The sequence below is a fragment of the Actinoplanes sp. NBRC 101535 genome (assembly GCF_030269225.1).
GTDB classification, from domain to species: domain Bacteria; phylum Actinomycetota; class Actinomycetes; order Mycobacteriales; family Micromonosporaceae; genus Actinoplanes; species Actinoplanes rectilineatus.
In genome coordinates, this window is record NZ_BSSY01000007.1 from 443,201 (window position 1) to 468,264 (window position 25,064).

Genomic DNA, 25,064 nt, shown 5'->3' on the forward strand with positions numbered 1-25,064 from the left:
GGCTATCGATGAGCGATGGCATCTTTCAACTGGATGCGCGACGTGATGCCCAACTTCGGGAACAGCCGGTACAGGTGCGAGCCGACCGTGCGGTGCGACAGGTACAACCGCTGGCCGATCTCCCGGTTGGACATGCCCGCCGCGGCCATCGTGGCGATCTGCAGCTCCTGCGGGGACAACCGCTGCCAGCCGTCGGGCGCGGGCCGGCTGCTGCTCTCGCCGGTGGCCCGCAGCTCCTGGCGGGCCCGCTCGCTCCAGCCCTGCGCGCCGAGCCGGTCGAACGCCTCGCGGGCCGCCCGCAGCGGCTCCCGGGACTCGGCGATCCGGCGGTGCCGGCGCAGCCACGACCCGTACGCGAGATCCAGCCGCGCCCGCGGGAACGGCCAGCGCGCCGGATGCCGGTCGATCGCGTCCCGGAACAGCTTCTCGGCGTCGTCGTCGGGGGCCAGCGCCGCCCGCGCGTAACGGACCGACACGTGCAGCGCCGGTGACGGGCTGACCACCGCCAGCTCCTCGAGGCCGGCGAGTACGAGACGGGCGTCCTCGAGGCGGTCGCCACTGTGCATCGCCGCCTCGGCGAGATAGCTGATCAGCCAGCACTGCAGGGCCCGCTGGTACGCCGGATGCTCCGGATCGAACGCCGGGCGGAACTGGTCGTACGCCTCCGCGTACGCGCCGGACGCCAGCGCGGCCAGCCCCCGGGACTGGTGGGCGGACGACGCCACCGCCGACGTCTGGTCGTCCCCGACGATCAACGCGACCTGCTCGCCGGCCCGGCCGGTGTCGCCGCGCAGCCCGGCCATCGCCGCGTCCACGTGCCGGGCGGCCAGGATCCAGTCCGGCTGGCCGGTCTCCACGGTGGCCCGGACCGCCTCGTCCGCCATCGTCGCCGCGTCCGCCCAGACACCGCGGTGCATCGCCGCGCTGGCCTCCAGGGTTAGCACCTGCCCGAGCAGGGCGAGACGGCCCTGGGCGCGCAGCCCGTCGGTCGCCGGACCGGCCACCTCCAGGCACCGGTCGAAGTCGCCGGTGATGTAGGCGGCCAGCACCAGCAGCGCCAGCTCACCGGGGTCGCGGGTGACCGCGAACACCTCCGGCAGCGCGGCGATCACCCGGCCGCCCTGCTCGATCGGCTCGGCGAACGTGAGCACCGACAACCGGACCGGCTCGGGCACCGGCAACTCGTCGGCGAGCGCCGCGATCGCCCGGCGCTGCGCCGGGCCGGGCTCGGTCCACCAGCAGCGCCGGCCCGCCCCGACCAGCAGCAGCCCGGCCAGGTCCTGCTCGCCGGCCGCGGCCATCCGGCGGGCCTGCTCGGTGATGCCCCGGATCGCCGCGACGTCCCCGGCCCGACCGTCGTCGAGCACGCCGGTCAGCAGCATGACCCGGGACTGCTCGCGGGGGGTGTCCGCGATCGGCCCGGCCTCGTCGACCAGGCTGCGGACCAGGTGGTGGTGGCCGAGTTCGAAGGCCAGCTCGGCACTGTCCAGCAGCCGCCGGGCGCGGTCCGCCGGGACTGCGGTGAGCCGGGCCGCCCGCTGCTGGACGATGTTCGCCGCGGCCAGGGCACCCCGGTCGCGTTCCCGCCCGGCCACCTCCTCGAGGGCGTCGGCGATGGCGGCGTCCGGTCCGGTGGCGGCCGCCGCCCGGTGCCACAGATGCCGGTCCGGCTGCTCGGCGAGCACCGCCGACCAGGCGAGATGCGCGCGCCGGCGGTCGGCGTCGCCGGCCCGGTGGTGCACGGCGGCCCGGATCAGCGGGTGCCGGAACCGGATCCGCCCGCCGTCGAGGCTGATCAGCCCGGCCACCTGCGCGGCGGTCAGCGCGTCCTCGGTGACCCCGGCGGCGGCCAGGATCTCCGACGGCAGGCCCCGGCCGTCGTCCAGCGCCGCCGCGAGCAGCAGCGCGTTCGTCGCGGCCGGCAGGTCGTCCAGCCGGGCGCTGAAAGCGCTCTCCAGCCGGGCGGTCAGCGGCAGCATCGACGGCAGCACCGCCGCGTCGTCCCACCGGCCGGCCCGGATCGCCGCGGGCAGTTCCACCAGGGCGAGGGGGTTCCCGGCCGCCTCGGTGAGCAGCCGCTCGCGAGTGGCCGGGGTCAGGTCCGCCGCGTGCCGCCGGAGCAGGGCCCGGGAGGCGTCGTCGTCGAGACCGGTCACCTCGACCAGGCGGCCGTCCAGCGACGAGCCGGACCGGGTCGCGGCCAGCACCGCGATCGGCTCCGCCGCGATCCGCCGGGCCAGGAACGCCAGCACCTCGACGGTCGCGTCGTCCAGCCAGTGCAGGTCGTCGGCGAGGACCACCACCGGGCCGGCGTCGGCCAGCAGTTCCAGGGCGGCCAGCGCGATGAAGAAGACGTTCTGCGAACCCGGCGACATCCCGAACGCCGCCAGCATCGCCGCCCGCTGCGGCTCGGGCAGCTCCGACGTGCGGGACAACAGCGGCCGCAGCAGCTGGTGGAGTCCGGCGAACGGCAGATGCGCCTCGGCCGGCACGCCCACCGTGGCGAGCACCAGCACACCCCGCGACCGGGCGTGCCCGGCCGCGGCGGCGAGCAGATGCGACTTGCCGATCCCCGGTTCGCCGCGCACCAGCAGCACCCCGCCGGCGCCACGGGCGGCGTCGTCGACGACTCCGGTGAGGATCGCCATCTCCCGCGCCCGGCCCGTGACTGTCGCCTCCACGGGGCGGAACAGTACGACATCTCCCGATGCAGTCGCGATACAGAAGCCGACAGTCCGGCCACCGCGATCTCCTGTCAAGGACAGTCACACAGACGGGGGATGACATGACGATGTTCCGGTTCTCGCTGCTCGGCCCGGTACGGGCCTGGCAGGGCGGGACGGAGGCCGACCTGGGCGGTCCCCAGCAACAGGTGGTCCTGGCCGCGCTGCTGCTGCGCGAGGGAACACCCGCCACAGTGGACGAACTGATCCGCGCGGTGTGGGGCGAGGACCCGCCGCCGACCGCGGTGGGGACGATCCGCACGTACGTCTCCCGGCTGCGCCGCGTGCTCGGTGGCGCCGCCTCGCCGATCCGGTCACTGGCCGGCGGCTACGTGCTGCGGCTGCCCGCCGAGGCCGCCGACTGGACGGTGTTCCGCCGCCGGGTGGCGGCCGCGCACATCGCCCGCCGCGACGGGGACCCGCGGGCCGCGTACACCGCACTGGTCGAAGCCCTTGATCTGTGGCAGGGCTGCCCGCTGGCCGGACTGCCCGGTGAGCACGTCACCGCCCACCGCGCCCGGCTGTCCGAGGCCCGGCTGTTCGCCCTCGCCGACCGGATCTCCCTCGACCTGGAGTTCGGCCGGCACGCCGCGCAGACCGTCGAACTGGCGCTGCTGGTCGCCGAGCACCCGCTGCACGAACGGTTCCGGGAACTGTCCATGCTGGCTCTCTACGGCTCCGGCCGGCAGGCCGAGGCGCTAGCCGGGTTCCGTGACATCCAGCGGCGTCTGCGCGCCGAACTCGGCCTGACACCCGGACCGGGACTGCGCGCGCTGCACCACCGGATCCTGACCGCCGACCCGGCCCTGCTACCCGCGACACCCGCAGCCCCGGAGCCGGTGCCGCCGGTGCGCAAGCCGCACCGGGCCGCGGCCACCGACCTCCGGTTCACCCTGCTCGGTCCGCTCGGCGCGGTCCGCGACGGGGTGCCGCTGCCGGTCGGTACCCCGCAACAGCGGGCACTACTGGCCGCGCTGCTGCTGCGCCCGGGCGCGGTGGTCGCCGTCGAGGAACTCGTCGCCGTGGTGTGGGGCACCCGGGCTCCGGCCGGGGCGGGGGCGGTCGTCCGCACGTACGTCTCCCGGCTGCGCAAGACGCTGGGAGCCGCCACCGTCACCGGGACCTCCGGCGGATACACCGCCGCGATCGCCCCGGACCGCATCGATCTCGGCGTACACCGCGACCTGGTCACCCGGGCGGCCTCCCTGCGGCGCGCCGGCCGGCCTGCCGCCGCACTGCCCCTCTACGGTACGGCCGGAGCACTGTGGCGTGGCAGCGAGCCCCTCGGCGGGGTGCCCGGTGAGTTCGCCGTCGCCCAGCGGGGCATGCTGCGCGAACTGCGGTTCGCCACCGAACTCGACGCCCTCGCCGCCGCCCTGGACGCCCCCGGCCACGACCCCGCCCCGGCCCTGGCCCGGCTGCGGAGCCTGGTCGCCCGGCATCCGATGCTGGAACGCCCCCGGGAACTGCTGATGCTGGCCCTGACCCGGTCCGGGCAGCCGGCCGCCGCGCTGGCCGCCTTCGACGACGGCCGGAACCTGCTCGCCGACCGTCTCGGCGTGGACCCCGGCCCGGGACTGCTGCGGATCCGTCACACGATCGCGGCCGTCAACCGCATGTCAACCGGAGATCGGCGCCCGGCCGGTGTGCTGAACGCATGACTTCGCTCTCACCTGCGGCCCGCGGCCGGCTGGCCGACCTGATCGCCGGGCCGGTGTTCACCCCGGGCGACGACGCCTACGCCGTGGAGACCGCCGGTTTCAACCTGACCCTGCCGCACCGGCCGTCCCTGGTGGTCGGCGCGACCGGACCCGCCGACGTCCAGCACGCGGTCCGTTTCGCCGCCGATCACGACCTGGCCGTCGCCGTGCACACCACCGGCCACGGCGCGGTGGTCTCCGCCGACGGCAGCCTCATGATCACCACCCGGCGGATGTCCGGCGTGACGGTCGACGCACCCGGCCGGTCCGCCCGCGTCCAGGGCGGCGTCCGGTGGGACCAGGTGATCCCGGCCGCCGCGGTCCACGGCCTGGCCGGCATCTCCGGATCGTCGCCGCAGGTCGGGACGGTCGGCTTCACCCTCGGCGGTGGACTGAGCCCGGTGTTCGGGCGGACCCGCGGATTCGGCGCCGACCACGTCCGAGCGTTCGACGTCGTCACCGCCGACGGGCAGCTGCGCCACGTCACCGCCGACCGGGAACCTGACCTGTTCTGGGCGGCCCGCGGCGGCAAGGGCAACTTCGGCGTCGTCACCGCCCTGGAGTTCGGCCTGTTCCCGATCAGCCGCCTGTACGGCGGCGGCCTGTTCTTCACCGAGGCGCAGGTACCGGCGGTGCTCGACGTGTGGCGGCAGTGGGCGCCGACCGTGCCGGAGAACCTGTCCACGTCGTTCTGCCTGCTCCGGCTGCCGGGCGACCCGCTGATCCTGCACGTGCGGATCGCCTTCCTGGGCAGCGCCGAAGAGGGCGCCGCACTGGTCGCGCCGCTGCGCGCGGCGGCACCGGCGTTCCAGGACACGGTGGCGGAGATGCCGTACACCGCCACCGCGACGATCCACAACGACCCGACCGAGCCGGGCGCCGGCATCGACCGGTCGGCGGTGCTGCGTGACCTGCCCCGGCAGGCGCTGGACACGCTGCTGTCCGCCCCGGAGGACGACCTGATGATGACCGAGATCCGGCTGCTCGGCGGGGCGTTGCAGCGCCCGCCGGCGGTGCCCGCCGCGGTCGGTAACCGGCAGGACGCCGCCTACTGCCTGTTCACCGCGAGCATCCCCGCCCCGGTCCCGGGCGACGCCGAACGGATCCGGGAGGCACAGCGGCGACTGTTGGAGCGGATGGCGCCGTGGAGCACCGGCGGGGCGTACGCCAACTTCCAGAGCACCGAGGACACCGGCCCGGCGGCGGTCCGCGCGGCCTTCGCCCCGGACTCCTGGGACCGGCTGCTCGACATCAAGAAGTACTTCGATCCCGCCAACCTGTTCCGGATCAACCACAACATCCGCCCCTGACGAGGGGCGACGACGGCGTCCCGTCCAGCCCCGGGCCGGGACGGACACCTCCCACGCGTACCGGGCCGGACGGCACGTCCTCGCCCCGCACTCGGGACACGACGTGCCGTTCACCGGCCCGGATGTCGTGGCCGACGGGATCCGCCGGTACGTAGGCTGAGGATCATGACGAATGACGCGATCAGCACGACGGTGACACTGCTGCACGGCGCCGAGATGCCGCGGATCGGCGCGGGCACCTGGCCGCTGAAGGACGACGAGGCCGAACGGGTGGTCGCCGACGCGCTCACCGCCGGCTACCGGCTGATCGACACCGCGCAGGCGTACGGCAACGAGCGCGGCGTCGGCCGGGGCCTGCGCGCCGCCGGTGTGGACCGCGGCGACATCTTCGTGACGTCGAAGTTCAACAAGGAGTGGCACGGACGCGACCTGGTCGCCGAGGCGGCGAAGAACAGCCTGGACACCCTCGGTCTGGAATACCTCGACCTGCTGCTGATCCACTGGCCCAACCCGGGACACGACCGGTACGCCGAAGCCTGGGAGGGCCTGGTCCAGCTGCTCGAGTCCGGCCTCGTCCGGGCGATCGGCACCAGCAACTTCAAGCCTGCCCACCTGGAGCGGATCATCGCGGCGACCGGTGTGGCCCCGGACGTCAACCAGATCCAGCTCAGCCCGGCGTCCACCCGGGCCGAGGCCCGCGCCTTCCACGCCGGGCACGGCATCGTCACGCAGAGCTGGTCGCCGATCGGCGGTCAGGGCGTCCGCGTGCTGGACCTGCCGGCCGTCGGCGACATCGCCCGCGAGACCGGCCGCACCCCGGCCCAGGTGGTGCTGCGCTGGCACCTGCAGACCGGCCTGACCGCGGTGCCGAAGTCGGCCGACCCGCAGCGCCTGCGGCAGAACCTCGACGTGTACGACTTCGCCCTCACCGACGCGCAGATGGCCACCCTGAACAACCTCGACCAGGGCGAGTCCGCGGTCGTGGACTCGGACGTCGCCGGCCACTAGGTCTCTTTCGCGGCCGGCCCCACAGCGCCCCTGGTGATCAACACCCTGGCCCCGGTCACCTAGGGTGTGGCGATGACAGTTGCTGACATGCCCCGTTCCGTGCCCGCCGCGCCGTCCTGGCGTCCCGGCCGGCGACTGGTCGTCGGCGCCTCGATCGCCCTGGCGCTGGTGGCCGGCGGCACCACCGGGGCCGCCTACTACTACGACAGCGTGCCCCTGGTGGAGAGCGCCGTCGGGTACCCGGTCGTCACGGTGAGCGACGACGCGGCACATGCCTTCGTCGCCGCCGTCGACCCGGACTTCTACGCGTCGAACGACTCGCTGATCACCCGCCGGTACGTGGTGCTGGCGGCGGGAGCCGGCGAGGAGTCCTCCCTGCGGGCCCGCATCATGGCGCGTAAGGCCGAGTCCGCGTACACCAAGGTCGAGATCTTGGATCGCTTCCTGAACCGGGCCGACTACGGCCGGGGCGCGACCGGCCTGGTCGCCGCCGCCCAGGTGTACTTCCAGAAGGCGCCCGAGCAGCTGACCGTCGCCGAGGCGGCGTTCCTGGCCGTCCAGCTCGACCCGGCCGCGACCGACCAGCAGGCCGCCTGGAACGCGGTGCTCGACACCATGGTCGACCTGGGCTGGCTGACCGCGGCCGACCGGGGCGGCCAGGCCTTCCCCGGGTGACATCCCGCCTGTCGGGGCCGGGCTTCGCGGGTTCCGGGAACGGGCCCGCATAGCCTCGCCGGATGACGGCGGTGATGCTCGACGCGGCGACCGTCCGGGACGCCGGCCGGGTGCTGTTCCCCGACGGCGACCGGACCCTCTCGGAGCGGCACATCGCCGCGACCGGGCAGGTGCTGGAGGCCCTCGCGTTCTTCGACCGGGTGCTGGTCCCGGCCCTGGACGGCAGCCCCGCCTCGCTGCGCCGCCTGGTCGCCCCGTTCGGCGAGGCGATGACCGTGGTCAAGGGCTCGGCCGACATCGTCCGGATCCGCGAGACCGCCAGCGCCTGGATCGCCACCGAGGCCCGGCTCGCCGAACTGGTCGGCATCGTCGACGGCGGATACACCACCAACCACAACGGATGGGGTACGCGCTACGAGCCGCACGCCATCTCCGGTTTCGGGCTGCGGGACCGGGAGACGGCACAGGTCCAGGCGATCACCGAGTGGGGCGGTGAGTCCCGGATCCCGGTCGGCCCGGCCCGCCGCAAGGGCAAACCCCGGCTGCGCGGCTGTGAACCGGAGAAGCCCGCGCGCGGACGGCTCGCCGAGGCGCTCGCGTCAGCCGGCATCCCCGAGATGATCGTGGGCATCGTCGCGGACGGCGCGGTGGCCGGGGACCTCGCCCTCTTCGGTGCCCGGCTCGCCTGGACGACGTGGCGGACCCGCTGTCATCAGCTGGTCGCCGAGGAGCACGGCGTCCCGTACCTGCCGCACACCCTGCGCGCCCGGCTCGCCGGATACTGCCTGGCCCGGCCGGGCCGGCGATCCTGGAACTTCGATGCTCGCCCACCCGTCACCGAGGATTACCTGGCGACGTGGCAGCGGGGCCTCCGGGCGGACCGCCACACGGTGAACGAGCGGCTGCGGCTCCAGCTGACCGGATGCGGTCTGACGTTCGTGCTGCCCGGCGTCGTCCGCATCGCCGAACGCCGCGAGGACGTCCTGGACGTGGCCTACACGCTGCGCGACATGCCGTGGGTGACGACGTTCCGCCGCGACCTGGGCGACTGGCTGGCGGCCGCCGACCCGTCCCGGGAACCGCCGCGGAGCCGCAGCCCGGTCGCCCCGATCGTCGTCGCGCGGTCGACCGCGGGCGGTCCGGCATCGTTGCTGCGGGACGTCCTCGCCGACATGAAGACGATGAACCGCCCCGGCGACGTCCACGACATCCTCGTCCCGCCCCGGCAGGACTGGCGCCGCTGACCACTGTTCACCCGCGCGTGGCCGGGCCGTCGCCGAGCGGCGATATGGTCCGGCAGCCATCTTGATCAGCGGGGAGTGACAGTGGAACTACCGTGGCGCCGGGCAGCCGCCGGCATCCTGGGCGGCGTCGTGATGCTCGCCCTCTGGTTGTGGCTGGCCCACCTATCATGACCGTTCGTGATCGACTTTCTCCACGGGACTGACTGGGCCGGGCTGGAACACGCGCAGGGGCCCGCCGGTGACGTGCCCGCGCACCTCGCGGCGCTGCTCGGCGCCGGGCCGGAGGAGCGCACCGCTGCCCTGCACTTCCTGTACACGACGGTGACCCATCAGGGTTCGGTGTATCCGGCGACCGCTCCGGCCGCCCGGTACGTGGCCGCGATCCTCACCGACGAACGGACCACCCCGATCCGGGCGGACCTGCTCGAGTGGCTGGACGACGTGGCGGCCAACGCCGTCGAGTTCGCCGGCGCCGAGGACGTCGAGGAGGACCCGGCCATCGACGACTGCTACGCGCTGATCCCCGAGTGGTACCGGGCCGTCACCACCCAGTTCGCACACCCGGATCCGGAGATCCGGGTCGCCGCCCGGCAGGCCGCGTTCACCATGCTGGCCGCGCCGGAGCTGACTAACGAGCGCCCCGCGTCGATCCCGCACCTGACGGCCGAGCCGGATCTGCTGTCCGAGTCCTTGCGGGACCTGCTCGAGGAGACCGTGGAGGAGTGGCGCGAGCAGTGACGTGGCCGGTCCGGAGTTATGCTGGTCGGGCATGACAGATGCACAGCAGCCCCCTCGTGACACCGCCATGCTTCCGGAGGTCGACGCCGCCCGGCACGTGGCCGCCTACAGCGCGGCCTTCGCCGCCGGGTCGAGTGTCATCGTGGACCGCTTCTACGAGCCCGGTGCGATTCTCATCCCTCAACCGGGAACACCACTGACGGGTACGGCCGAGCGCCTGGCCGCGTACGAGCATCTGCTCGGATTCGGCGTCCCGATGGTCGCGGACACCCGGCACCTCTATGTCGCGGGCGACATCGCCCTGTCGGTCGTCGACTGGTCGATGCGGGGCACCGCCCGCCAGGGCTACCCGCTGAACCTGGCCGGGACAGCCGCCGATGTGCTTCGCAGGGGAGACGACGGTCGCTGGCGCTATCTCATCAACAACCCGTTCGGCACCGCCTCCTGAGTGCGATCACCGCGGCGAGTGTGCCACGTTCCTGGGGCGACGATCGTGTGGTGCCTTCGGTCACCACACGATCGCGTCTCTCGAGCGGTGTGCCCGGTCGGCCGCGAACGCCGCCGGCTCCGCGCTCCAGCTCCAGGAACGTAGGCGGCGGTATCCGAGTGGGAGGACTTCGTCGCCCTGGCCCGGCAGATCGTCAGTGCTCCTTCTTGATGACGAAGTAGGAGCCGCGGATCGTGCCGGCCAGCTTCGACTTCTGCCGGGCGAACTTGAACCCGCCCAGCTCCTCCGGAACATCCATGCCGTCGGACAGTTTGAAACCGACAGCGCGTTTGCCGCCGTCGTCGAGCGTGTACATCACGTTGATCGACAGGCCGCTCTCGTAGAACACGTACGCCATCCTGATGTTCTCCACCTGGAAGGCGGTCGCCTCCAGGGGCCGGGACGCGATGACCAGCCCGCGTTCGTCGGCGAGGATGCCGTGCACCCACTCGACGACCTCCGGAACCTCGTCGGCGGGCGACACCGTGAACACGTGGTCGTATTTGTTGCTGAAGTAGCGGGCCTCGTTGGCCCGCAGGCCGGCGAGCGCGTCCGCGACCGGTGACGACTCCAGGCCGGTGGTCGAGACGGTGCCGAAGTCCACGACAGTAGGCATGACATCCGACGCTACGGCACCCGGCGCAGCCGTCACCAGGGTTTGGTCAGGGTCGTAGCCGGCCGGGGGAATGCCCGAACTCGCGGCGGAACGCGCGATGGAAAGCGGTCACGTCGGCGAACCCGGCGTCGGCGGCGATGTCCGCCACGCGCAGGTGGGCGCGGGCCGGGTCGCGCAGGTCACGGGCGGCGCGGTCCAGGCGCAGCCGGCGTACGGTCGCCGCGTACGACAGTGGCTGCCCGGCGAAGAGGGCGTGCACCGAGCGTACCGAGATCTCCAGGCGCCGGGCCGTCGCCGGCGGTGACAGGTCGTCGTCGGTCAGGTGTTCCTCGATGTCGGCGACCGCGCGGGCGTGACTGCGCGGCGCCCGCCGTGCCGCGGCAGCCGGTGGTTCGGACAGTGCCAGGGCCAGCAGCGCGGCGGCGTGCGGGGCGAGCCGTGGCGAACCGCCGGGCAGGGCGGTCAGCAGATGCCGCAGCGCCGCACCGACCCCGGACGTGGTCGGGATCCGGGTGGCGGTGGCGACCGGGCCGCTGACCTGCGCCCGCAGTAGCCGCCCGGGCACGAAGAACGACAGCTGCCGGAAGTCGTCGCCGAACCCGAACGTGAACGGCGCGGTGGTGTCGACGACCGCCACGTCACCGGGGTGCAGCACGGTGAGCCGCCCGGCCTGGCGCATCGTGCTCACCCCGGTGAGCTGCAGGTTCGCGTAGAAGCCTGGTGGTGAGCCGCCGCCGTCGAGGTCACGGTCGACGCGCTGGCGCTGCGACGCGATCCGGGCGATCGACAGCGCCCCGAGCGGCCACTGCGTGACGGAACCGGCGAATCCGTCGCGTAGCTCCGACTCCGGGGTCAGCGCCAGGAACGCCTGGCAGATCATCTCGCGCCAGTGACCGAACTGCCGGGCCGGCGCAACCTCACGGGTGGACCAGGTCTGCGGCATACGTCCCCCTGTCCGGTGCCTGACTTCCGCACGCCATGCAACTCCGGCCGCACGCCCTGCGACACCCCGGCGCCCACGATCCGACACCGTGAGAATCATGCGGATCACCACCAGATTCTCCGAGGGGTACGGCCTGCGAATACCGATCGTGCAGGCCGGCATGGCGTTCGTCGCGTCGACGCCGGACCTGGCCGTGGCGGTCGGCAACGCCGGGGCGATGGGTGCGCTCGGCGTCGGACTGATGCCCGCGCCGGAGGTGGCCGCCACGGTCGCCGCGATCCGGGCCGGGACCGGCGGCCCGTTCCACGTCAACCTGATCACCCCGTTCGCCACCGACGCGCACGTCGACGTGCTGTGCGGGGCGGCCGTGCCGGCTGTCTCGTTCCATTGGGGTCACCCGCCCCGGCGCTGGATCGACCGGCTGCACGACGCCGGGATCCGCGTCTTCGAGCAGGTCGGCACGGTCGACGACGGCCGTAGGGCGGCCGGCGACGGGGCGGACGTGATCGTCGCTCAGGGGCTGGAGGCCGGCGGGCACAGTCTTGCGACGCTTCCCACGTTCGTGCTGGTGCCGTTGATGGCGGACGCGGTCGCCCCGGCCATGGTGCTGGCCGCGGGCGGCATCGCCGACGGTCGCGGTCTGGCGGCGGCCCTGATGCTGGGCGCCGACGGCGTGTGGATCGGCACGCGGCTGGTCGCCACCGGCGAGTCCGGCGCCCACGACGGCTACAAACGACGGCTGGTCGCCGCGCCCGCCACCGCCACCGTGCGGACCTCACTGTTCGGTCCGGAGACCCCGGACTTCAACCCGATGCGCGTCCTGCGCAACCGGGTGACCGACGAGCACCCGGACGGTGGCGGCGACCGCCCGGTGATCGGCCACACCGTCCTCGGCGGCCGGGACATCGAGCTGCGCCGCTACACCGATGTCGTGCCGGTGCGCGGGGCCACCACCGGCGACCTGGACGAGATGCCGCTGCTGTCCGGGCAGGGCGTCGGCCTGATCGACGCCGTCAAGGACGCCGCCACCGTCATCGCCGACATGACGGCCGGGGCGATCACCATGCTGAACCGCCACCACACCCTCGGGAGGACCTCATGAAACGACTGCTCGCACTGCTCACCGTCGTTGCGGCGGCGGCCGGGACGACGGTGGGCACGGTGACGCCGGTGTCCGCGGTCGTCCTCGCCACCCGGACCGTGACCCTGTCCCAGAACGACGCCGGACGGTTCCTGGACGCCCACGAGATCGAGGAACGCGACTGGAACGTGGTGACCCGGCCGTTCCAGAACGACAGCACCCAACGCTGGGTGCTGACCGACCTCGGCACCGGCGAGTTCACCCTCCGGCAGGTCAGCAGCGGCCGGTACCTGGACGCGCACGAGGTCGCCAGCCAGTTCTACCGGGTCGTCACCCGCCCGGCGCAGGGCGACGCGACCCAGCGGTGGCGGCTGTGGAGTTACGGCGGCGGCTTCTACGAACTGCAGCAGGTCAGCAGCGGCCGTTACCTGGACGCCTCCCTGTCCGGCGCCCAGGACTTCCGCGCGACGACCCAGCCCCGCAGTTCCGGCAGCACCCAGATCTGGCGGATCGCCGACGTCTGAGTCACCCGTTGCGGAAGACGTGCCCCCGCCACAGACCGTAAGAGATCCTTTCCGGGTACGCGGTGACGACGTCGACGGTGTCGAAAACGCGGGTGAGCTGCTCGCCGGCGCTCCAGGCGGGCCAGCCCGGGTCGCCGTGGGCCGCGAACGCGGTCCACGCGGCCCGCATCCGCGCGGACAGGGCCACGGCGTCGTCGCCGGGTGGGTCGCCGATCAGCATCGCCGGCTGGGTGCCGGTCAGGTTGCCGAACACCAGCGGGACGTCGAGCCCGTGACAGGCGCCGAGAGCGCCGTCCAGTCCGGGGGCGGGCCAGCTCAACTCGTACACGAAAGCGGTGCCGTTGACCTTGAGGTGATTATCGGCGAGATGGATCGTCGGCATGCGGAACAACCAGTCCGAACCGACGATCTCGAAAAGCTGTTCCGGGGCGGCGCCGGGGAACGCCTCGCGGTAACCCCGGCCGCCGTCCGGCGCGAGCATCTCCAGCGCGGTGGCGGCCTGCTCCGCGGTGACCTCGCCGAGCAGGCCGGACATCGCGGTGAACAGCCGCTGCTCGTCGCGGGTGTGCCCGGCCAGCAGCGTGACGCCCGGATCGAGCGTGGCCTCCCACGGGCTCGTCGGCAGCACGTCGCCGTCGATCACCGGGGCGATGCGGATGTCGCGGTATCCGGCGGCACCCCAGCGCTCGGCGGGCGCCTCCGGGTTCGCGGCGATGGCGGCGGCCAGCTCGGCGGAGAAGAACGTGCCCGGCACACTCTGCGCGATGGCCCGCTGGAACAGTCCGGCCGCGCGGGGCATGGCCAGCAGCGCGGCGACCGAACCGCCGCCCGCCGACTCCCCGAAGACCGTGACCCGGCCGGGATCCCCGCCGAACGCGGTGATCGCGTCGCGTACCCACTCCAGGGCGGCGACCTGGTCGAGCAGCCCCCGGTTGGCCGGGGCGCCGTCGACGTGACCGAACCCCTGCACCCCGAGCCGGTAGTTGAGGGTGACCAGCACGACGTGGCCCTCGGCGGCGAGGAGACGGCCGTCGTACTCCGGGCGGCACGCGCTCCCGATCACGTAGGCGCCACCGTGGATCCAGACCATCACCGGCAGTCCCGCGCCCGGCCCGGGATCGGGCGACCAGACGTTGACGGTCAGGCAGTCGTCGCCGGCCCCGGTCGCCTCCGCCTGCGGCACGGGCGGCCCGAACGCGGTGGCGTCCCGGACCCCGTCCCACGGCTGCGCGGGTTGCGGCGCGGCGAACCGGTGCGGGCCGACCGGGGGAGCGGCGTACGGGATGCCGCGGAACACGGCGACCCCGCCCTCCCAGGAGCCGCGCAGTGTTCCCGTGCCCACCCGGACTTCCGGTGCCGCCATGGCATTCCCCCCGCTCAGGACGGCAGCGCCGCCGTGAGGTCGATCTCGATGAGTTGCCCGGAGTAGCCGAGAGACGCCACGCCCAGCAGGGTGCTCGCCGTGGTGAAGGCGTCCGCCAGCGGCGAGGCCATGAGCTGCGCCCACACCCCGCCCAGGACGAGACTGTCGGGGCTGACCACGTAGACCACCGAACGGACCACGTCGGACGGTTTCGCGCCGGCCGCCTCGAGGACCGCAAGACAGTTCACGACGACCTGCTCCGTCTGCGCGGCGAAGTCACCCGGCGCTCCGACCACCTTGTCGTCCAGGTCGACCGGGCACTGCCCGGCGAGGTGCGCGAGCCGCCCCACCTCGGAGATCGTCACATGGCTGTAGCCGTCCGGCGCGTGCACCGTCGCGGGATTGAAGCGTTCGACCATCCGCCCATTATCGAAACCCCACCCCGATCAGACCACCGATTTTGTACGCGGAAACTGACTGTCCTCCTCGTCGACCCAGAAGGTGCGGCGCCCGTCGTCGCGTGCGGTGAACCCGAAGCGGGCGATACCGGGCCGTCCCCGCGCGTTCCACCACTCCCAGGCGTCCGCGACGTCCGGCCACCATGCCCGCGGCCCACCGAAGGCGACCGCCGACCGGCCGCCGGCGGGCAGGCCGACCTCGGCCCAGGAGCGGTCGCCGGCGACCAGGAAGACCCCGTCCCGGCCGTCGCGGACGGTGCCCCCGATCGCGGCGAGGTCCGGGATCGCCAGCTGCAGAACGAACCGGAAGTCGTCGCGACCGAAGTCGGCGAGCGGGATGCCGGTCGTGCCGGTGTGCGGGCCGTCGAAGTCGAAGGTCCCGCCTCCGTCGCGCATCGCGTGTGACCGCATCCACATGAAGTGCCCGGCCTCCGCCGTGAACCGTCCGGTGACCGCGTGGCCGGTGGTCTTGCGCGCGACGACGAGGCTGGAACTGATCCCGCCCCGCACGTCGGCCACGATCACCCCGCCGAGGCTCAACTGCCTGATCCAGGCGGCGGGAATCGCGGACACCCCGCAGGTGGCGATGACCCGATCGTAGGGTGCCCGGCCGGGAGATCCGTGGACGCCGTCCTCCGCGTACAGATGAGGAAAGATCTTCAACGCCGCGAGCCGCCGCCGGGCCGTGTCCACCAGGCCGGAGTCGACGTCGACGCTGGTCACCCGGTCGGCGCCGAGCCGGTGGCTGAGCAGCGCCGCGTTATACCCGGTGCCGGTGCCGATCTCCAGAACCCGCTCCCCGCCGGCGATCGCGAGCAGATCAAGCATCCGGGCCATCAGGCTCGGCCGCGTGGACGAACTGGTCGGCCAGGCCGGTCCCGTACCCGGAGAATCCTCGATCTGGGTTGTCAGCGCCACGTCCGAGTAGACCGCGGCGAGCCAGCGCCCGCGCCCGTCCCGATCGTCGCCGCTGACGATCTCACCGTCGTCGTCGAAGAACCGCGGCACGAACAGGTGCCGGGGAACCTGCTCGAACGCGGCCCGCCAGTCCGGCGTCAACGCCCCGGCCCGCACCAGATCCGCGGCGAGCGCCGCCGCGTGCCCCCGCCACTCGGTCATCACCGGTGTCCTCCATCGCCTAATCCCGTAGTGCGCCGGTCACCGCCTCGATGCGGCGGCGGCCGCTGTCGCCGCGGTACCACGCCATGACGGCCTCGGAACGCTGCGGCTCGTAGGTCACCCGCCAGCCGTGGACCGCGACCTGATCGTCGAGGTACCACCGGTTCCACTCGCTCGACGCCTCCACGACCTCGGCCACCGCACCGCGGAACGCCTCCGACGGTAGGCCCTCCAACCCCCACCCGGGGCCCCTGCCGTTCACCGGGACCGCCTCCGTCCACGACCGGTCGGCCTGGATACTCTGCCCGACGGCGCAGGACTCGATCAGGTTGGTGGCGCTGTCGGCGATCCAGCAATCCGGCGACACCACACCGATCCGCCCGGTCGCCCAGCTCATCGTCAACAGATGGCCGCCCTCCTCCGAACCGACGGTCGCCACCAGGTCGCCGTCGCCGAGTTCGTCCCAGCCCGACGAGACGGAGTCGTCGAACTCGTAGCGATGCCGGTGAAGGCCGTCGCAGGGCAGCCTGCCGTCGCAGAAGGCCAGTCCGCCGAACCGGCGGACGAACTCGACCAGACGGTCCAGTCCGTCCGCCGGTCCGGGAACGACGGTGCCGGCGGCGTCGGCGCACTCGTACCACCGGCCCGGGTCGTCCAGGGAGATCGGCGAACGCACGGCGTGCTCGTCGAGGAACCGCTGTGCGCGCCCGCTCAACGACATCGGGAAGGGCATCACCACGGGTCCGGCGGTTCGAAACCGTCGATCCACCGGCAGAACGGATCCTTGGTGTCCTCGTCGCCCATCTCCGCGGGCTCGGGAACGATGTCCAGCGCGATCGCCGGGGCCGTCGCCCCGTAGGTGCGCCACAGCCAGTCCCGGAACGGCGCGTTGACCGGGTCACCGCCCTCGCGGTGCACCTGGGGCGGTGCGGCGAATTCCTTGTTCCAGCAGATGTCCTCGTAGCCGATCGCCAGCAGCCGCAGAAAGTCCAGCCCGTTGTCGGCGAGCACGCACGTCATCATCGAGCCGCTGCCGGAACCGAGGTGAACGATGCGCGTCCGCCCGTCGTCGAGCCACAGCGCGCCGACGGACCCTTCGCCGCCGGTCTGCACGAACGGCCACAACCGCGCTCCGGGATTCCCCGCGGCGTCACCGAACCACGATTCCGCATAGGAGGCGGTCTCCTCCGCGGTGTAGCCCCGAAGCTCGACCTGCGTCCCGATCAGGTAGTCGTCGCTCAGCGAACCGTACAGTTCACCGTTGCGGGCGGTCGTCGCCAGCCCCTGTTCGTCGACCCACGCGAACAGCGCCTGCAAAGGCTCAAAGAATTCAAATCCCGGGGGTACGCGGGAAAGTGTCACGTCCAGGAATCCGCTCACGCCGCGAACCCTATGTTCAAGGAATCACCAGGAGTCTGCCGGTGGTCCCGCGTCCGGCGATGTCGACGTGGGCCCGATCAGCGGCTCATGACGCGCGGCTCCAGTCCGGCTTGCCGCCGCCCGCCGTCGAGGTGACGTCGGGGCCGATCAGCAGGAAGTGGGCCTCGTCGCCGTCGACTCGGGGACAGTGTTCGACGCCGCGGGGGACGACCAGCAGATCGCCGGGGCCCAGCGGAACGTCGCCGTCCCGGAGCTGGATCGTCATCCGGCCGGCCAGCAGCAGGAACGTCTCGTCCTGGTCGTCGTGGGAGTGCCAGGTCGTCGAACGGGTCCCCTTGGCCACCTTGAGAAGGTTGCCGTTGGCGGCGGCGAGCACCCGCTGGGACCAGAACTCGGTCAGTCCGGCGGCCTCGTCGGCCACCGCGAATTTTGTCAGCATGTACTGATCATGAAGGCCGGGACGGAGCGGCGACGCTGCTAGAAATGACCGATGCCGCAAGGATCCTCACATCGGGTCGTCCTCGTCGTCGACGACCAGTCCAACCCGTTCGAGGTCGGCTGCGCGTGCGAGATCTTCGGCGGCCCGCTCCGGCCCGAGGTCGGATTTCAGCTGTACGACCTGCGGCTGGCCGCTCCCCGCACGTCGACGCCGATGCGCGACGGCCTGTTCGCGATGACCGCGGTGGGGCGCCTGGACGAGATCGACCGGGCCGACACGGTGATCGTGCCGAACCGGCCGTACGTGGAAACCGCCTCCCGCCCCGTCCTGCTGGCAGCCCTCCGCCGGGCCCATGCCCGGGGTGCCCGGCTGGTGGGCCTGTGCACCGGTGCGTTCACCCTCGCCGAGGCCGGCCTGCTCGACGGGCGCCGCGCCGCGGTCCACTGGGATCTGGCCACGGAGTTCCGGCAGCGGTACCCCCGGGTGAAGCTGGAACCGGACGTCCTGTTCGTCGACGACGGCGAGTTGCTGACCTCGGCCGGCAGTGCCGCCGCCCTCGACCTCGGGCTGCACATCGTCCGGCGCGACCATGGTGCGGAGATCGCCAACCATGTCAGCCGCCGGCTCGTCTTCGCCGCCTACCGTGCCGGCGGTCAGCGCCAGTTCGTGGAGCGTCCGGTGCCCGCGGTCGCGGACCGGTCCTTCGGCGCGGTGATCACCTGGGCGCAACAGCACCTGGACGAGCCGATCACGGTTGCGGACCTCGCCGGCCAGGCCGGGATGAGCGCCGGAAGCCTGCACCGCCGGTTCCGGGCCGAGCTCGGCACCACCCCGCTGGCCTGGCTGACGGTGGAGCGGGTCACCCTGGCCTGCCGCCTGATCGAGCAGGGCGGGTACGGGATGGACGCGATCGCCCGACGGGCCGGGCTGGGCACGGGGGCCAACATGCGGTCCCTGTTCCACCGCCACCTCGGTGTCAGCCCCGCCGACTACCGCCGCCGTTTCACGGTGTGACGGGCCGACCGAGCAGGACGACTTTCGGCCGGCCTCAGGGGCTCTGCCGTCGGTCGTCTCCGGACCGAAGGGGCACGGCTGCCCCCACGCGCGGCGGGCCCGGTTGCTCCGAACGTCGGATCCGGCGGTGGGCGGTGTCGGGCGGCTGACAATCGTGTCCACCTGACGGGGCTGAATATTCGAGTTCTTCTACGTCGTGCGCCAGAATGACGGGAACCAGTTCCCCGGTGCGGGAGGGCAGTGTGCACGCGACACCATTGATGCGGACCGTTGTCACGACCGACATGGAGCAGGACGATCTCGCGTCGCTGATCCGGTACCTGCTCTACACGAACGAGCTCGACACGGTCGGGATCGTCTACACCAGCAGCCGGTTCCACTGGGCCGGGGACGGTGCCGGCACCACCTTCTTCCTTCCCGGCCGCGAATACGGGACGCCGCAGACGTCGTGGCGGTGGACCGGGGTCCGGACGATCCAGGATCAGGTGCTTCCGGCGTACGCGAAAGTCGTCAAGAATCTGCAGGACCACGACCGGAACTATCCGAGTCCGGAGAGGCTGGCGTCGCTGATCGCGGTCGGGAACATCGCGTTCGAAGGGGAGATGGCGTCCGACACCCCGGGGTCCGACCTGATCCGGGATCTGCTGCTCGACGACGATTCCCGGCCGCTGTACCTGCAGGCCTGGGGCGGGACGAACACCATCGCGCGGGCGCTGCGGTCCATCGAGGAACGGTATTCCGGGACCGCCGAATGGACAGCCGTGCGGGCCGCGGTGTCGGCGAAGGCGGTGATCCTGGCCAGCGGATTCCAGGACGAGACGTATGCCGGATACATCGCCCCGCACTGGCCGCGGATTCGAGTCACGGACCTGTCCGGCGGGTACGCGACCTGGGGGTACAACTGCGACGACGGCCGGGGGAACACGCGCGGGGATCTGTTCGGCGGCGCCTGGCTGCGGCGCAACATTCAGATCGGGCCGCTGGGATCGTTGTACCGTTCGTGGCTGGACGGGCAGGCGATGGCCGGCGATCCGCTCGACGTTTTCGGGGATCCGGAGGCGGCGGCCGGCGGATGGTGCAAGCCGCTCGCGCCCTACGATTTCCTGTCCGAGGGCGACAATGTGGTGTTCAATCCGCTGCTCGACACCGGCCTGCGGAATCCGGATGATCCGACGCTCGGCGGGTGGGGTGGACAGGCCGTTCAGGTATCGACCGAGCCGAATCTGTGGCGGCTTGTCCCGGTGGATTCCACCACCCGGTGGGCGACGGCGGCGCAATACGATTTCGCGGCCCGGATGCGGTGGACGCTCGCCCCGCACGGCTCGGGCGCCTACCCGCCGCGGGTGCGGATCCTCGGCGGTTCCGGAACGGTCGCGCCCGGCGGGTCGGTCGTCCTCAAGTCGGAGGTCACCGGGCGCCGGGTGGCGTTGCGCTGGTGGCAGTACCGGGAGGAGGGCACGTTCCCGGGCCCGGTCACGCTGTCGGCACGCTCGGACGACCGGGTGACCGTCACGATCCCGGCTGAGGCGCGGCCGGGGCAGACCGTGTCGATCATCCTGGAGGGCACGGCGGACGGGCGGCATCCGCTGACCCGCTACGACCGGGTGATCCTTAACATCGGGTGAACGCTGCACCACCGGTCACCGGTAGCGCCGAATCCGCCGGGCCGGCCGGGGTGCGCGCATAGCCTGAACGGCATGTCGTACGTTGCCGCCCGCGACGGCCGGAAGAACCGCAGTGCCGCCGGCCGGGCCCCGTCCGTCCCCACCACCATCGAGGGCATGCACGGCCAGAGCGTCGGCATCCTGCAGGTGCCGCACCACATGGCCGCCGGCCACCCCAGCCGCCGCCGGTACGACCTGGCCGACCCCGTCCAGTGCCGCAACGCGTACCAGCAGATCCTCTGCGAGGCGTCCTGCTGCAACGAGGTCGAGGACCTGATCAACCCGGCGCTGCTCCGGCAGGTGTGGCGCGACCTGCACCTGCCGAGCAAGGTCCGGGAGGCGTGGGAGACCCGCCATCCGGGTCTGCGCCGCCGGACCGTCGCCAGGTCCCCGGGCGGCGAGCGCACCGTCGTCACCCGGGTCAGCGGCGACCGCACGGACGTCCGCGGCGTCACCCGGCCCGGCCGCAGCCGGTCGACGAGGGTGGCCGTCGCGCGCTGAGAAGGCCGGGAATCGCCGCTTGACCCTGACGCAGCGTCAGGCCCGCATCCTTGCGGGCATGACGATAGAGGTACGCGGCCTGGAGAAGTCCTTCAAGGAAGTACGGGTGCTGCGCGGCGTCGACATCGACGTGGCGCCGGGCAGCATCTTCGCCCTGCTCGGCTCGAACGGCGCGGGCAAGACCACCCTGATCCGGATCCTGTCCACCCTGCTGCGCCCGGACGCCGGCAGCGCCCGCGTCAACGGCTTCGACGTCGTGACGCAGGCCGCGGACGTGCGCGAGTCGATCAGCCTCACCGGACAGTTCACCGCCGTCGACCAGATCCTCACCGGCCGGGAGAACCTCGTCCTGGCGGCCCGGCTGCGGCACCTGCGCGATCCCGGCGCCATCGCCGACGACATGCTGGGCCGCGTCTCGCTGACCGAGGCGGGCGGGCGGCGGGCGGCGACGTACTCCGGCGGGATGCGCCGCCGGCTGGACATCGCGATGAGCCTGGTCGGGAACCCGCCGGTGATCTTCCTGGACGAGCCGACGACGGGACTGGACCCGCAGGGGCGCCTCGAGGTCTGGCAGATGGTCCGGGACCTCGCCGCCGGCGGCACGACCGTGCTGCTCACCACCCAGTACCTCGACGAGGCGGAACAACTCGCCGATCGGATCGCCATCCTGCACGAGGGGCGGATCCTCGTCGACGGCACGCTCGCCGACCTGCGCGAACTACTACCACCCGCCGAGATCGAGTACGTGGAGAAGCAGCCGACCCTGGAGGACGTGTTCCTGACCCTGGTCGGGGGCCGGCGATGAGACACTTCCTCGGCGACACGACGGCGCTGCTGGGCCGCTCCCTGCGGCACATCCTGCGCAGCCCGGACACCATCATCACCACTGCCATCACGCCGATCGCCCTGCTGCTCCTCTTCGTGTACGTGTTCGGCGGCGCCGTCGACGCCGGTGCCGGGGAGTACGTCGACTACCTGCTGCCGGGCATCCTGATCATCACGATCGCGTCCGGGATCTCGTACACGGCGTATCGGCTCTTCCTCGATCTGCAGAGCGGCATCTTCGAAAGGTTCCAGTCGATGCCGATCGCCCGGCCGTCGGTGCTGTGGGCGCACGTGCTGACGTCGGTGATCGCCAACCTGATCTCGGTGCTGGTGGTGATCGCGGTGGCGCTGCTGATCGGATTCCGCAGCGGTGCGGGCGTGACGGCGTGGCTCGCGGTCGGCGGCATTCTGGCCCTGTTCACGCTGGCTCTGACGTGGCTCGCGGTGATCCCCGGACTGACCGCGAAATCCGTGGACGGCGCGAGCGGTTTCGCGTACCCCCTCATCTTTCTGCCTTTCATCAGTTCGGCGTTCGTGCCCACCGCGTCGATGCCCGGCCCGGTGCGGGCCTTCGCCGAGAATCAGCCCGTGACATCGATCGTGGACGCCATCCGGAATCTTTTCGCCGGGCAGCCGGTAGGCGACGGGCTCGGGACGGCGTTAGCGTGGTGCGTGGGAATTCTCGTCGTCGCCTACCTGTCCGCCACCCTGGTCTACCGGCGCCGGATCTCCTGATCCGATGCTGACGATCGGCCGGCTGGCCTCCTACGCGGGCGTCACGGTGCGCGCGGTGCGGCACTACCACCAGATCGGACTGCTGCCGGAACCCGAGCGGGACTCCTCGGGCTACCGCAGCTACGGCGCGACCGCCGTGGTGTCCCTGATCAGGATCCGGACGCTGGCCGACGCCGGGGTGCCGCTGTCACAGATCTCGTCGCTGCTGGACGCCGACGAGGCGACGTTCGCGGCGGCGGTGCAGCGCATCGACGACCGGCTGTCGTCGGAGATCACCCGGCTGGAGACGAGCCGCAGACAGATCGCCCGGCTGGCCGCCGGCGACAGCATGGCGTTGCCGCCGGAGGTCGTCGCCTACCTGCGGCGGCTCCGCGAGATCGGGGCGTCCGACCGCATCGTGGACGGCGAACGCGGCGGCTGGATCCTGATGGCGGCCCGCTGGCCGGACGAGGTCCGCAAGTGGATGCCGGCCAAGTTCGCCGAGCTGGAGGATCCGCGGATGGTGCGCCTCTACCGCATCCTGTCCGAGGTGCACGACGCCGCAACCGTCGACGAGGCACTGTTGGAGGAGGTGGCCGACATCATGGTGGCGCTGCTGCAGGAGGCGTACGAGGCGGGCGTGGTGGTCAGCGAGGACGACCTGTCCCACCACCTGCTGGACTCACTCGCCGACGAGGCCGACCCGCGGGCGGCGACGCTGCGGGCCCTGCTGCGCAAGCGGGGCTGGGCCAGCTGGACCCGCCAGCACCCGCTGCCCGACCGCGCGTCCTGACCACCCGTCATCCCCTCGCAGAGGCGAACCGGCGTTGGGCGGCGGTCCGGAGCAGGGCTTTGCCGCGTACCAGAAAAAGATTGTCGTGGGGTGTCCGCAGCGGGGTCTGCCGTTCGAGGTTCGGGTAGGAACCACGAACTAAGGAGACCACGTTGACCATCACCACCGCAGGTGCGCCGCCCTGCTCGCCCGCCGATCGGATCACCCGGTCGCTGCTCGGGTAAGGCGTCCTCGCCGGCCCGTTCTACGTGACCGTGAGCCTGGCCCAGGCGCTGACCCGGGACGGGTTCGCGCTGGACCGGCACTCGTGGAGCCTGCTCGCGAACGGCAGTCTCGGCTGGATCCAGGTCACCAACTTCATCCTCACCGGGTCGATGACCGTCGCCGCGGCCGCCGGACTGGGCCGGGCGCTGACCGCCGGCAAGGGGCGGCGTTCGGTTCCGCTGCTGGCGTCGGTCCTGGAAGTCGTCTATCTGATCTTCAATGCGGGGTACGCGGCGACCGCCGGCGACGACTGGATGCGGCCCGCGTTGTGCACGGAGGCGCTGCGACTCGGACGGATCCTGGCCGGTCTCGCCCCGGCGGAACCCGGGCGGTGGCGATCAGTCACGCCGGCGACCCCGGCCGCGCGCTCGCCATCGTGGACACCCTGGCGCTGCCCGGCTATCCGCTGCTGCCGGCGGTCCGCGGCGACCTGCTCGCGAAACTGGGCCGGGACGCCGAGGCGCGCGGAGTTCCGCCGGGCGGCGGCGATGACCCGTAACGTCGGCGAGCGGTCCCTGTTCGCCGCCCGTGGGTTCTCCGGCGAAAACCCGGTGTCGGGCGGCGGCGGGTGATGGTAGAAAGCCCCGGTGGAAGAGACTGTGGAGTACGCCGACCTGCTGCGCCTGATGGACGAACGATCGGCCGCCTTCCAAGCCGCGGTTGCCGGTGCGCCCAGCCTCGACGTGCAGGTGCCGACCTGCCCCGAGTGGACGCTGTTCGACCTGGTGCAGCACCTGGGGCAGGGACGCCACCAGTGGGCCGCCACCGTCGCCGCGGGTCCCGCCGACGGCCCCGCGCCCGTGTCCGTCCCGCCGGTTCCTCAGGATCGAGAAGACCTGATTTCCTGGTACGCGGCCTCAGCGCGTGAACTGCTCGACGCGCTGCGGGCGGCCGGACCGGACCGTGCCTGCTGGACCTGGTGGGGCGCGTCGCAGTCGCCGCAGACGAGCCGTTCGGTCGCCCGGCACCAGCTCCAGCAGTTCGCCGTGCACGCGTACGACGCCCAGGTCACGGTGGGCGCCCCGCAGCCGCTGCCCACCGAGGTGGCGCTCGACGGCGTCGACGAGTTCCTGACCACCTGCTGCGCGACGACCGGCCGGTGGCCGCACAAGCCGGCGGTCGTCGACTACCACGCCACCGAGGGCCGTTCCTGGCGCGTCCGGCTCTCCGAGGACGGTGCCCTCGCCGCCCGGCTTCCGAGCGGCGAGGAGGGCGTGGAGGCGGCCGACGTCGCCGCGTGGGGCACCGCGAACGAGCTGGTCATGTTCTTCTACGGCCGGATCCCGGCGGAGGCCCTGCGGGTCGAGGGCGATGCGGGCATCTTCGACCAGCTCTTCGCCTGGGAACCCGAGGTCTAGACACAACGCCGTTCAGTTAGGCGGATGGCTCATGCGTCAAGGCTCGTCGGTGACGACGTTGATGCTGGTGGTGGCCTTGTAGGTGTGGCGGTCGATGTTCGGTCCGCGGGCCTGGTATTTGGA

26 protein-coding genes and 1 pseudogene are annotated in these 25,064 nt (G+C 72.3%); 17 read left to right on the plus strand and 10 right to left on the minus strand.

What is annotated here, in order from left to right; all coding sequences use genetic code 11:
• Window positions 1–2 precede the first annotated feature (2 nt).
• A complete protein-coding gene (locus QSK32_RS22295) occupies window positions 3–2,681 on the minus strand; it encodes a helix-turn-helix transcriptional regulator (RefSeq protein WP_285473025.1) in 2,679 nt (892 codons plus the stop codon).
• 104 nt (window positions 2,682–2,785) lie between these two features.
• On the opposite strand from QSK32_RS22295, the gene QSK32_RS22300 reads away from it, so the two are divergent.
• From QSK32_RS22300 to QSK32_RS22330, 7 genes are all read left to right on the plus strand, one after another.
• Window positions 2,786–4,384: an AfsR/SARP family transcriptional regulator gene (locus QSK32_RS22300; protein ID WP_285473026.1), complete on the plus strand. Its 1,599-nt coding sequence runs from the start codon at window positions 2,786–2,788 to the stop codon at window positions 4,382–4,384.
• Window positions 4,381–5,733 (plus strand): FAD-binding oxidoreductase, encoded by a 1,353-nt coding sequence (locus QSK32_RS22305; RefSeq protein ID WP_285473027.1) that lies wholly within the window; start codon window positions 4,381–4,383, stop codon window positions 5,731–5,733. Before QSK32_RS22300 ends, QSK32_RS22305 begins: the two co-directional genes overlap by 4 nt.
• A 165-nt stretch (window positions 5,734–5,898) precedes the next feature.
• Window positions 5,899–6,741: an aldo/keto reductase gene (locus QSK32_RS22310; protein ID WP_285473028.1), complete on the plus strand. Its 843-nt coding sequence runs from the start codon at window positions 5,899–5,901 to the stop codon at window positions 6,739–6,741.
• Window positions 6,742–6,813: 72 nt separating this feature from the next.
• The gene (locus QSK32_RS22315; RefSeq protein WP_285473029.1) at window positions 6,814–7,416 is read left to right on the plus strand and encodes a transglycosylase domain-containing protein; all 603 of its coding nucleotides are present in this window, start codon (window positions 6,814–6,816) and stop codon (window positions 7,414–7,416) included.
• A gap of 62 nt (window positions 7,417–7,478) precedes the next feature.
• Window positions 7,479–8,660, plus strand: coding sequence for a hypothetical protein (locus QSK32_RS22320; RefSeq protein WP_285473030.1), 1,182 nt, complete (start codon window positions 7,479–7,481; stop codon window positions 8,658–8,660).
• Window positions 8,661–8,837: 177 nt separating this feature from the next.
• Window positions 8,838–9,398 carry a hypothetical protein gene (locus QSK32_RS22325; RefSeq protein ID WP_285473031.1) on the plus strand — a complete coding sequence of 187 codons (561 nt, stop codon included), beginning with the start codon at window positions 8,838–8,840 and terminating at the stop codon, window positions 9,396–9,398.
• Between the two features lie 31 nt (window positions 9,399–9,429).
• The gene (locus QSK32_RS22330) at window positions 9,430–9,846 is read left to right on the plus strand and encodes a YybH family protein (protein WP_285473032.1); all 417 of its coding nucleotides are present in this window, start codon (window positions 9,430–9,432) and stop codon (window positions 9,844–9,846) included.
• Window positions 9,847–10,039: 193 nt separating this feature from the next.
• Here QSK32_RS22330 and QSK32_RS22335 read toward each other — a convergent pair whose 3' ends face one another.
• Both QSK32_RS22335 and QSK32_RS22340 read right to left on the minus strand, forming a co-directional pair.
• Complete coding sequence (locus tag QSK32_RS22335) at window positions 10,040–10,501, minus strand: DUF8821 family protein (protein ID WP_285473033.1); 462 nt, start codon at window positions 10,499–10,501, stop codon at window positions 10,040–10,042.
• Between the two features lie 46 nt (window positions 10,502–10,547).
• Entirely contained in the window at window positions 10,548–11,444 is an 897-nt protein-coding gene (locus tag QSK32_RS22340) for an AraC-like ligand-binding domain-containing protein (protein WP_045741113.1), read from the minus strand.
• 97 nt (window positions 11,445–11,541) lie between these two features.
• Between QSK32_RS22340 and QSK32_RS22345 the strand changes: the two genes are divergently transcribed.
• Window positions 11,542–12,546, plus strand: coding sequence for an NAD(P)H-dependent flavin oxidoreductase (locus QSK32_RS22345; protein ID WP_285473034.1), 1,005 nt, complete (start codon window positions 11,542–11,544; stop codon window positions 12,544–12,546).
• Window positions 12,543–13,049, plus strand: a complete 507-nt coding sequence (locus QSK32_RS22350) for an RICIN domain-containing protein (RefSeq protein WP_285473035.1) — start codon at window positions 12,543–12,545, stop codon at window positions 13,047–13,049. Before QSK32_RS22345 ends, QSK32_RS22350 begins: the two co-directional genes overlap by 4 nt.
• Window position 13,050: 1 nt before the next feature.
• Here QSK32_RS22350 and QSK32_RS22355 read toward each other — a convergent pair whose 3' ends face one another.
• The 6 genes from QSK32_RS22355 to QSK32_RS22380 form a co-directional block, all read right to left on the minus strand.
• Entirely contained in the window at window positions 13,051–14,412 is a 1,362-nt protein-coding gene (locus QSK32_RS22355; RefSeq protein ID WP_285473036.1) for a carboxylesterase/lipase family protein, read from the minus strand.
• Between the two features lie 14 nt (window positions 14,413–14,426).
• Window positions 14,427–14,831: a RidA family protein gene (locus QSK32_RS22360; RefSeq protein ID WP_045741109.1), complete on the minus strand. Its 405-nt coding sequence runs from the start codon at window positions 14,829–14,831 to the stop codon at window positions 14,427–14,429.
• Between the two features lie 27 nt (window positions 14,832–14,858).
• A complete protein-coding gene (locus QSK32_RS22365; protein WP_285473037.1) occupies window positions 14,859–15,989 on the minus strand; it encodes a methyltransferase domain-containing protein in 1,131 nt (376 codons plus the stop codon).
• Window positions 15,990–16,008: 19 nt separating this feature from the next.
• Window positions 16,009–16,728, minus strand: a complete 720-nt coding sequence (locus tag QSK32_RS22370) for a hypothetical protein (protein WP_285473038.1) — start codon at window positions 16,726–16,728, stop codon at window positions 16,009–16,011.
• On the minus strand, window positions 16,722–17,369 hold the full coding sequence (locus QSK32_RS22375; protein WP_285473039.1) for a hypothetical protein: 648 nt from the start codon (window positions 17,367–17,369) through the stop codon (window positions 16,722–16,724). Before QSK32_RS22375 ends, QSK32_RS22370 begins: the two co-directional genes overlap by 7 nt.
• 85 nt (window positions 17,370–17,454) lie before the next feature.
• Window positions 17,455–17,808, minus strand: coding sequence for a cupin domain-containing protein (locus QSK32_RS22380; protein ID WP_285473040.1), 354 nt, complete (start codon window positions 17,806–17,808; stop codon window positions 17,455–17,457).
• A 51-nt stretch (window positions 17,809–17,859) separates the two neighbouring features.
• Between QSK32_RS22380 and QSK32_RS22385 the strand changes: the two genes are divergently transcribed.
• From QSK32_RS22385 to QSK32_RS22410, 6 genes are all read left to right on the plus strand, one after another.
• Window positions 17,860–18,822 (plus strand): GlxA family transcriptional regulator, encoded by a 963-nt coding sequence (locus QSK32_RS22385; protein WP_285473041.1) that lies wholly within the window; start codon window positions 17,860–17,862, stop codon window positions 18,820–18,822.
• 260 nt (window positions 18,823–19,082) lie between these two features.
• Window positions 19,083–20,447, plus strand: coding sequence for a DUF1593 domain-containing protein (locus QSK32_RS22390; protein ID WP_285473042.1), 1,365 nt, complete (start codon window positions 19,083–19,085; stop codon window positions 20,445–20,447).
• A gap of 72 nt (window positions 20,448–20,519) precedes the next feature.
• Window positions 20,520–20,987: a hypothetical protein gene (locus QSK32_RS22395; protein ID WP_285473043.1), complete on the plus strand. Its 468-nt coding sequence runs from the start codon at window positions 20,520–20,522 to the stop codon at window positions 20,985–20,987.
• A 58-nt stretch (window positions 20,988–21,045) separates the two neighbouring features.
• The gene (locus tag QSK32_RS22400) at window positions 21,046–21,792 is read left to right on the plus strand and encodes an ABC transporter ATP-binding protein (protein ID WP_285473044.1); all 747 of its coding nucleotides are present in this window, start codon (window positions 21,046–21,048) and stop codon (window positions 21,790–21,792) included.
• Window positions 21,789–22,547 (plus strand): ABC transporter permease, encoded by a 759-nt coding sequence (locus QSK32_RS22405; RefSeq protein WP_045741100.1) that lies wholly within the window; start codon window positions 21,789–21,791, stop codon window positions 22,545–22,547. The genes QSK32_RS22400 and QSK32_RS22405 overlap by 4 nt, the downstream gene beginning before the upstream one ends.
• Before the next feature lie 4 nt (window positions 22,548–22,551).
• Entirely contained in the window at window positions 22,552–23,319 is a 768-nt protein-coding gene (locus tag QSK32_RS22410) for a MerR family transcriptional regulator (protein WP_285473045.1), read from the plus strand.
• A gap of 7 nt (window positions 23,320–23,326) precedes the next feature.
• On the opposite strand, the gene QSK32_RS22415 is transcribed toward QSK32_RS22410, so the two are convergent.
• On the minus strand, window positions 23,327–23,524 hold the full coding sequence (locus QSK32_RS22415) for a hypothetical protein (RefSeq protein ID WP_285473046.1): 198 nt from the start codon (window positions 23,522–23,524) through the stop codon (window positions 23,327–23,329).
• A gap of 34 nt (window positions 23,525–23,558) precedes the next feature.
• On the opposite strand from QSK32_RS22415, the pseudogene QSK32_RS22420 reads away from it, so the two are divergent.
• Together QSK32_RS22420 and QSK32_RS22425 are read left to right on the plus strand one after the other, a co-directional pair.
• Window positions 23,559–24,155 (plus strand): annotated as a pseudogene (locus tag QSK32_RS22420) (DUF6596 domain-containing protein); the annotation flags it as partial.
• 15 nt (window positions 24,156–24,170) lie between these two features.
• Window positions 24,171–24,941: a maleylpyruvate isomerase family mycothiol-dependent enzyme gene (locus tag QSK32_RS22425; RefSeq protein ID WP_285473047.1), complete on the plus strand. Its 771-nt coding sequence runs from the start codon at window positions 24,171–24,173 to the stop codon at window positions 24,939–24,941.
• Window positions 24,942–25,064 lie beyond the last annotated feature (123 nt).

What these genes read in the sequence shown, in the direction of transcription:
- QSK32_RS22300 (WP_285473026.1), top strand. Translation starts at nt 2,786, where the DNA reads ATGACGATGTTCCGGTTCTCGCTGCTCGGCCCGGTACGGGCCTGGCAG.
- QSK32_RS22305 (WP_285473027.1), top strand. Translation starts at nt 4,381, where the DNA reads ATGACTTCGCTCTCACCTGCGGCCCGCGGCCGGCTGGCCGACCTGATC.
- QSK32_RS22310 (WP_285473028.1), top strand. Translation starts at nt 5,899, where the DNA reads ATGACGAATGACGCGATCAGCACGACGGTGACACTGCTGCACGGCGCC.
- QSK32_RS22315 (WP_285473029.1), top strand. Translation starts at nt 6,814, where the DNA reads ATGACAGTTGCTGACATGCCCCGTTCCGTGCCCGCCGCGCCGTCCTGG.
- QSK32_RS22320 (WP_285473030.1), top strand. Translation starts at nt 7,479, where the DNA reads ATGACGGCGGTGATGCTCGACGCGGCGACCGTCCGGGACGCCGGCCGG.
- QSK32_RS22330 (WP_285473032.1), top strand. Translation starts at nt 9,430, where the DNA reads ATGACAGATGCACAGCAGCCCCCTCGTGACACCGCCATGCTTCCGGAG.
- QSK32_RS22335 (WP_285473033.1), bottom strand. Translation starts at nt 10,501, where the DNA reads ATGCCTACTGTCGTGGACTTCGGCACCGTCTCGACCACCGGCCTGGAG.
- QSK32_RS22340 (WP_045741113.1), bottom strand. Translation starts at nt 11,444, where the DNA reads ATGCCGCAGACCTGGTCCACCCGTGAGGTTGCGCCGGCCCGGCAGTTC.
- QSK32_RS22345 (WP_285473034.1), top strand. Translation starts at nt 11,542, where the DNA reads ATGCGGATCACCACCAGATTCTCCGAGGGGTACGGCCTGCGAATACCG.
- QSK32_RS22350 (WP_285473035.1), top strand. Translation starts at nt 12,543, where the DNA reads ATGAAACGACTGCTCGCACTGCTCACCGTCGTTGCGGCGGCGGCCGGG.
- QSK32_RS22355 (WP_285473036.1), bottom strand. Translation starts at nt 14,412, where the DNA reads ATGGCGGCACCGGAAGTCCGGGTGGGCACGGGAACACTGCGCGGCTCC.
- QSK32_RS22360 (WP_045741109.1), bottom strand. Translation starts at nt 14,831, where the DNA reads ATGGTCGAACGCTTCAATCCCGCGACGGTGCACGCGCCGGACGGCTAC.
- QSK32_RS22365 (WP_285473037.1), bottom strand. Translation starts at nt 15,989, where the DNA reads ATGACCGAGTGGCGGGGGCACGCGGCGGCGCTCGCCGCGGATCTGGTG.
- QSK32_RS22380 (WP_285473040.1), bottom strand. Translation starts at nt 17,808, where the DNA reads ATGCTGACAAAATTCGCGGTGGCCGACGAGGCCGCCGGACTGACCGAG.
- QSK32_RS22385 (WP_285473041.1), top strand. Translation starts at nt 17,860, where the DNA reads ATGCCGCAAGGATCCTCACATCGGGTCGTCCTCGTCGTCGACGACCAG.
- QSK32_RS22390 (WP_285473042.1), top strand. Translation starts at nt 19,083, where the DNA reads ATGCGGACCGTTGTCACGACCGACATGGAGCAGGACGATCTCGCGTCG.
- QSK32_RS22395 (WP_285473043.1), top strand. Translation starts at nt 20,520, where the DNA reads ATGTCGTACGTTGCCGCCCGCGACGGCCGGAAGAACCGCAGTGCCGCC.
- QSK32_RS22400 (WP_285473044.1), top strand. Translation starts at nt 21,046, where the DNA reads ATGACGATAGAGGTACGCGGCCTGGAGAAGTCCTTCAAGGAAGTACGG.
- QSK32_RS22405 (WP_045741100.1), top strand. Translation starts at nt 21,789, where the DNA reads ATGAGACACTTCCTCGGCGACACGACGGCGCTGCTGGGCCGCTCCCTG.
- QSK32_RS22410 (WP_285473045.1), top strand. Translation starts at nt 22,552, where the DNA reads ATGCTGACGATCGGCCGGCTGGCCTCCTACGCGGGCGTCACGGTGCGC.